Source organism: Pseudomonas sp. WS 5079, from assembly GCF_012985465.1.
Classification (GTDB): Bacteria; Pseudomonadota; Gammaproteobacteria; order Pseudomonadales; family Pseudomonadaceae; genus Aquipseudomonas.
This window is the reverse complement of the sequence record NZ_JAAQWN010000026.1, coordinates 1-6,461: the sequence shown is the minus strand read 5'-3', so window position 1 is coordinate 6,461 and position 6,461 is coordinate 1. Positions and strand designations below refer to the sequence as shown.

Here is a 6,461-nt window from a genome sequence, read left to right as displayed (position 1 = left end):
GAGGCGCGGAGGATTACGAAGGTCTTCCGATATCCGACTCTACAGTGCCGGCGGAAGTGAAAAACGCAACTGCTGAAGCTGGTTATAGGGAGGCTCTTAACCCTGGAAGCCTCAGCCCTGACTTCGTGTCAGCCTCAATGGTCAAGCGTGAGAAGGTCGGGCCGCTGGAAACTGAGTTCGCCGTATCGGTGGGTGCGGACGCCGCCGGTTCTGTCCGCCCGGTGATCAGCATCATCGACGAAATGATTGCCCCTGTGCTGGTAGCCCGCTACACGCTGCCTGCGGTGTTTGTGGTATGACCCCGGCGCAGATCATCCAGGCCATCGAAGGAATGGAGCCTGCGATGCAGCGGGCCTATCTGGATCAGGTCAAGACGGTGGTCAGCGCAGCAACAATTGCAGAAGTCGAGCGCCTGATCTCTGAAGAGGATGAGGATGGCCTGGTTGCGCTGCTCAGCCTTGGTGCGCTGTCCGCATTCCTTGAGTTGGCCAGGTCGGTATTCATCGCCGGCGCCAAGTTTGAGGTAAAGGCGATCGTCATTCCACGCGACCTCGGGCGGTTCGAGTTTGACGCCCGACAGCCTGCGGCTGAGAAGTGGGTATCGGCCAAGGCAGAAGAGATCCGGGCGAACGCCGCTATTGATGTGCGTGCCGCTGTTCGCGAAGTCATGGGCAGTCGACGCCGCATTGTGGGTTGGCCCAGTGCGCAGCCTGCTGCTGCACAGGTTGAGGTAAGCGCCACACCAATGGTGCGCACCCCCAGACAGGCAGCGCTTGATCTGGTCGGCCGGAAGAGCGCCCAGACCGGGGCTCGTTCTGGCGGAGTTATCGGACTGCCTGGCAACTATGCGCAGTACGTGCTGAATGCCAGATCCCAGCTGTTGGGCGGCAATCCCGACGAGATGCGCAAGTACTTGCAGCGCAAGCGCCGGGACCGCCGTTTCGACGGGATCGTGAACCGCGCCATCAAGGCAGGTACACCCGTTGCTCAGGCTGACGTGGACAAGATCGCTGGTCGGTATGCTGATCGTCTGATGAAGACATATGCCGAGATGCTTTCCAAGGCCGAGGCGCTGGAGTCCTTCGGCGCAGGCCGTGACCAGGTTTACGAGCAGCTGATTGCTCAGGGCTTGGATCGTGACTCAGTGACGAAGACGTGGCGCGACCGAGGCGACAAGAAGGTCCGCCACACCCATTCGGTTATGGGCGGGCAAGAGGTGCAGAAGGATCAGCCGTTCCAGAGTCCTACCGGAGCCCTGCTTCGTTACCCGGGCGACACCAGTCTGGGGGCTGGTTGGAGTGAACGTGCCAACTGCAGATGCTCGGCCATCTACAAAATAAGGCGCAAGTGATGCCAGATATCTATGACCGCTCAAAGGCCCTGGCCACTCGGATGCTTGCGCCGCGCAGCAAGGGCGGGAAGGGGCTGGAACTGGTCCTGCGCCGCGAGACACTGGGCGAATACGACCCGGATGCACCACCTGCACCCAGCGAACTGGTCGTGAACGGCTCCGGCTTCCGAGAGGAATACGACAACAAGTACATCGACGGCACACTGATCGTGCGTGGCGACGTCAAGTTGCTGGTGTCGCCGGTGCAGCTTACTGGGGCGGATATGCCGATCCCACTGAGCAACGACCGTATCAAGTTCGACGGGACCACCTACACCGTGATTGCCGTCGGCCCATGGAACTACGCCGGCCTGGCGGTTGGCTTCGAGCTGCAGGTGCGCAAGTAATGGCCAATCACATGACCAGCCGCTACGGCGGCCAGAAAGGCAGTTTTGCCGAGAGCCTGGCGGCATTCGCTGAGCAGACAAAGGAAGCCATCGATGACGTGTTCCGCGAGGTGGTGATCGAGATCGGCACTTCGGTCATCCGCCTGTCACCGGTGGACACCGGACGATTTAAGGGCAACTGGCAGTTCACCGTGGGCGCCCCTTCGAATCAGAGCATCGACACTTTCGACAAGTCCGGGCACGAGACTATTGCGGCCCTGGTGGCCGGAGTCAGCAGGCTTGAGGCCGGGAAGGTCGCCTACATCGTCAACAATCTGGTGTACGCAATTCCACTGGAATATGGGCACTCACAGAAAAAGGCGCCCGCAGGCATGGTGCAAATCACGCTCGCACGCTTCCAGCAGATCGTCGAAGAAGCCATCAGGAATAACCAGGTATGAGCCACAACATCATTTCAGCGGCTTTTGAGTCGCGCCTGCTGGCCTGGGCCAAGGCTCGATCGAAGCCACTGAAGGTGGTGGTCGAGAACGAGACCTACACGCCGGCTTCCGGCGAGACATACCTGCGTGCCTTCACGCTTCCTGCGGTAACCGCCAGTAACACGCTTGGCGGCGACCACCACCTGTACGTAGGTGTGTTCCAGGTGAATATCGTTGCGCCTTCCGGCAAGTACCGGACTGAGGCCAGCGGCATCGTCGACGAACTGGCCGCTCTGCTTCCCGTAAACCTTCGCATCCCGCGCGCCGGACTTGTCGCCATTGTGCTGACTCCGGTCGGGCCCGGGCCTGGCATCACGGACGGCACCACCTACACCGTGCCTGCCTCGTTCCAGTACCGAGCCGACACCAACTGAATTCGCCCGTTGGGCAAACCAAGAACCCGCCATTGAGCGGGTTTTTTCATATCTGCAAAGAGGAAATACCAATGGCTGGCATTCAAATGCCCAACGGCGCAACGTTCGAAATTGCTTCCGCTTACGGTACGGCAATCCCGTTCACCGCGCTGAGCAACGCGAACCCGGCGGTGGCCTCAGCTTTGGCGCATGGCCTGGCCGAAGGTGACATCATCGCCGTGAACTCCGGCTGGACCCGTCTCGACGGTCGCGCTGTTCGGGTGGCGGACATTGCCAGCGGCACTTTCGCACTGGGCGGAGTGAGCACCACCAACGTGCAGCAATACCCAGCAGGCTCAGGCGTCGGCTCTGCGCGCGAAGTGACCTCGTTCACCGAGATCTCGCAGATCACCGAACTGAACTCCACCGGCGGCGATCAGCAGTTCCTGACTTACGGTTTCATGGCTGACGATGATGATCGGCAGATGCCGACCACCAAGAACCCGATCACGCTTTCCATCACGGTCGCCGACGATCCTTCCAAGCCCTATGTCGATGTCTGCGAAGCTGCGGACGATGACAAGCAGCCCCGTGTTCTGCGCCTGAACCTGCCGGGCGGCAGCAGCATCGTTTACAACGGATACGTGTCGATCACGTCGACTCCGACCATGTCGCGTAACAACTTGATGACTCGCGTTATCAGCATTGCACTGACCGGTCGTCCAGCCCGCTACGCAGCGGTGGTGTAACCCATGGCCAAGTTCAAAATCGCCCAGAACCCCACGTTCAAAGCAGTCGTAGATATTCCGCGTGTCGGCGGCGCAGTGATCCAGGTGCCTTTTGAGTTCAAGTACCGGAACCGCAAGGAATTGGCGGCGCTGTTCGCGGGTTGGCAGGAGAGCGTTAAGGAAGATCAAGAGCGGCTTAGGGCCAAAGGCGACGACCTCACGCTGGTGGATATCACCGACTCCCACATCGAGCGCCAGGTGGAGCAAGTCAGCCAACTGGTCTCCGGCTGGGGGTTCGATGACAAGCTGAGCTCTGAGTCTATCCGCGCTCTGGTCGAAACCTCCGCCGGCGCCGGCGACGCCATCGTCGAGGCCTATCAAAAAGCATTTTCCTCGGTCCGCCTGGGAAACTGACCAGCGTCGCCCGCCAAATGTACGAGCAGGGGCCGTCAGAGGCAGATCTGGCGGCTTTCGGTTTGTCGTTGACAGACATTCCGGAAAAGGTGTGCGAAGTGCTGGCCGAGAACTGGCCGGCCTTCTGCCTCTTCAATGCTCTGTCCACGCAATGGCGTACAGGGGCGTGCGGCGCAACTGGACTCGATTACACGGCCATCCGCGACGTAGCCGACTACCTCGGCATCAAGAAAAAACAAATCGCTGAGATTTTTCCTGACCTTCAGGTGATGGAGGCCGAAGCCCTGCTCGTCATGAGCGAATCGAAGTAATGGAGCACTCATGTCGGGCACAATCGCGCAGTTAGGCCTTGCCGTAGATTCGAGCGAAGCGGTCAAGGCCACCTCTGATCTGGAGAATCTCGCACAGGCCGGCGCCAAGGCTGAGAAAGCGGCTGATGGTGTGTCTGCCGGCTTCGACAAGGCGGCGACTGCGACGGCGGATCTATCGACGTCCGAGCGCAAGCTTTCCGAGACGCTCGACGAGGCCAAAGCCCGCCTTCTGGCAACGGCAAAGGCCTCCCTGGAGTCGAGCGAGTATTACCAGCGCCTTACCACCAGCGTGAACACCAACGCTTCCGCTATTGAGTCGTCGGGATCCTCGGTAAGCAGCCTGGCAGCGCTTCAGCGGCGTTTGCAGGCTGAATCGGATGCGCTTGTCGGCTCGACTGATCGTCAGGCCGAGGCAACCAAGAAGGCCGCAGCGGCTACCGGCGTTCAGGCCGAGGGCCTGCAGGAGCTGCTCGGCAAGCTCAACCCAACAATGGCCGCGCTCGACAAGCTCGATCAGCAGCAGGCCCAGTTGCAGAAGTACAAGGCCGCCGGCGTCATTGATGCCGACACCTTCCGCGAGTACTCGACACGTATCGACGCGTCCCGGCAGAAGCTGGGCGAATTCGATGAGGGGCTTCGGAAAACCGGTATCAGTTCGGGGCAGACGCAGGCGGCGCTTCGGCAATTACCTGCGCAGTTCACGGACATCTTCACCAGCCTGGCGGGCGGTCAGAACCCGTTGATGGTTCTGATCCAGCAGGGCGGCCAGATCAAGGACTCCTTCGGCGGCATTGGCCCGACGATGGACGCCCTGAAAGACAAGTTCCGGTCGTTGTTTTCTGGTGGCGCCGGTGCTGCTGTGCTGGGGGAATCCCTCGCAGGTATCGCCTCAGGGGCGAAAGATACCGCCGAGAATGCGGGCGAGGCAAGCGAGAGCCTGTCGGACCTGGCGGAAAGCTCGAACACGGCAGCAGAAGCTGCGGAGAACGCCAAGAAGGCATATGGCGCACTCCCACCGGCAGTAACCGGCGCCTCCATGAGCATCCTTGGAATGGTCGCCGCGGTGGCGGCTGTGGCAGCCGTCATCGGCACTCTGATTTATGGATACAACAAGGGTAGTCAGGAGGCTGATGAGTTCAACAAGGCATTGATCCTCACCGGGAACTACGCGGGCACCTCGGCCGATCAGCTCGCAAGCCTGGCCCGCCAAGTCAGCGCTACGAATGGCACCACGGGCGAGGCTGCCGCCTCACTCGCCAAGCTGGCGGGTAGCGGGGTGGTGGCGGGCGAGAGTTTCGGCATTATCGCCGAGGCCGCAGCGGCCATGGAGGACGCAACGGGCAAGTCCGTCGACGCAACCATTGCTGAGTTCGTCAAAATTGCGAAGGACCCTGTTGCGGCCGCTAAGGAACTGAATGACCAGTACAACTTCCTCACTGCCTCCGTGTATGCGCAGATTGTTGCGCTGAAGGAACAGGGCGACACAGTAGGCGCAGCCGATCTATTGACGAAGGCTTATGCGGACACCGTCCAGGATCGATCCAAGCAGGTTACCGATAACTTGGGCCTGTGGCAGAAAGCCTGGAAGGGGGTGAAGGACGCTGCTGCTGGCGCGCTTGACGGGCTCAACACCGTCGGTCGTGACAAGACGCTTGATGAGCAGATTGAAGACCTGCGAGCCAAGTTGACCGGATCGAATGCCTTCGATGTCGGCGGCGCCCGGATGAACGCCGGCGCTGTCAGTCCGAAAGAAAGAGCGGACATTCAGGCTCAGATCGGCTTTCTCGAGCTGCAACGAGACGCCGATAAGGCCCGCAATAGCTATCTGGGTGAGCGTAATCGCATCCAGAAAGAAGGCATTGATGCCGAACAGCGCCTCAAGCAAATCAGCGACTCAACGCTCAGCAACGCCGAGAAGCGAGACAAGCTGACCAAGGCGTATTTGCGCGACGTCGAGGTGCTGAAAAAAGCGAACCCTGATGACCCAAAGGTCCAGGCCGACTATGTCGCCAAAACCCTCCAGAACATCAAGGACAAGAACAAGGATCCGAAAATTGCTTCGGCCGGCGCTGTAGACCTCACGGCGTACAACGATGCGCAGAACGCGCTCAAGGGTATTCAGGACGAATACGCCAACACCCAGAAGCAGTTGGACGCCGCGCAGAAGGCCGGGCTGATTTCGCAAGCTGATTATGCGACACAGCGTGCAGTTTTGATCCGCGCCGAAAAGGATGAAGTCACCGCCGGCTACGAAGCTGAGATTGCGGCCCTTGAAGCTGCACAGGGCAAGAAGACCACTACAGCCGCGCAAAGCATCCAGCTGGACCAGAAGATCGCCGACGCCAGGGCCAATATGGTCAAGGCTCAGCAGGAGTCGGATAGCGAGCTGGCGGTGATCGCGACCAATGAGCAGGGAAGGCTCAAGAAGCAGGAGCTGGC

At 60.2% G+C, this 6,461-nt stretch carries 9 protein-coding genes; all 9 read left to right on the top strand.

The window, feature by feature from the left end; genetic code table 11:
- On the top strand, positions 1 to 299 hold a 299-nt coding region (locus HBO05_RS29135; RefSeq protein ID WP_346343171.1), incomplete at its 5' end, for a DnaT-like ssDNA-binding protein.
- Entirely contained in the window at positions 296 to 1,351 is a 1,056-nt protein-coding gene (locus HBO05_RS28980; RefSeq protein ID WP_169872439.1) for a hypothetical protein, read from the top strand. The genes HBO05_RS29135 and HBO05_RS28980, both read left to right, overlap by 4 nt.
- Positions 1,351 to 1,737, top strand: a complete 387-nt coding sequence (locus tag HBO05_RS28975; RefSeq protein WP_169872438.1) for a hypothetical protein — start codon at positions 1,351 to 1,353, stop codon at positions 1,735 to 1,737. Before HBO05_RS28980 ends, HBO05_RS28975 begins: the two co-directional genes overlap by 1 nt.
- Positions 1,738 to 1,748: 11 nt before the next feature.
- On the top strand, positions 1,749 to 2,177 hold the full coding sequence (locus HBO05_RS28970) for an HK97 gp10 family phage protein (RefSeq protein WP_172315032.1): 429 nt from the start codon (positions 1,749 to 1,751) through the stop codon (positions 2,175 to 2,177).
- A complete protein-coding gene (locus HBO05_RS28965) occupies positions 2,174 to 2,590 on the top strand; it encodes a phage tail terminator-like protein (protein ID WP_172315030.1) in 417 nt (138 codons plus the stop codon). Before HBO05_RS28970 ends, HBO05_RS28965 begins: the two co-directional genes overlap by 4 nt.
- A gap of 71 nt (positions 2,591 to 2,661) precedes the next feature.
- Complete coding sequence (locus HBO05_RS28960) at positions 2,662 to 3,318, top strand: phage tail protein (RefSeq protein ID WP_169872550.1); 657 nt, start codon at positions 2,662 to 2,664, stop codon at positions 3,316 to 3,318.
- A gap of 3 nt (positions 3,319 to 3,321) precedes the next feature.
- Entirely contained in the window at positions 3,322 to 3,711 is a 390-nt protein-coding gene (locus tag HBO05_RS28955; protein WP_169872551.1) for a phage tail assembly chaperone, read from the top strand.
- 17 nt (positions 3,712 to 3,728) lie between these two features.
- Positions 3,729 to 4,022: a DUF1799 domain-containing protein gene (locus HBO05_RS28950; RefSeq protein ID WP_169872552.1), complete on the top strand. Its 294-nt coding sequence runs from the start codon at positions 3,729 to 3,731 to the stop codon at positions 4,020 to 4,022.
- Positions 4,023 to 4,032: 10 nt separating this feature from the next.
- Positions 4,033 to 6,461 (top strand): phage tail length tape measure family protein (locus tag HBO05_RS28945; RefSeq protein WP_172315028.1); only part of this gene is annotated, 2,429 nt, incomplete at its 3' end.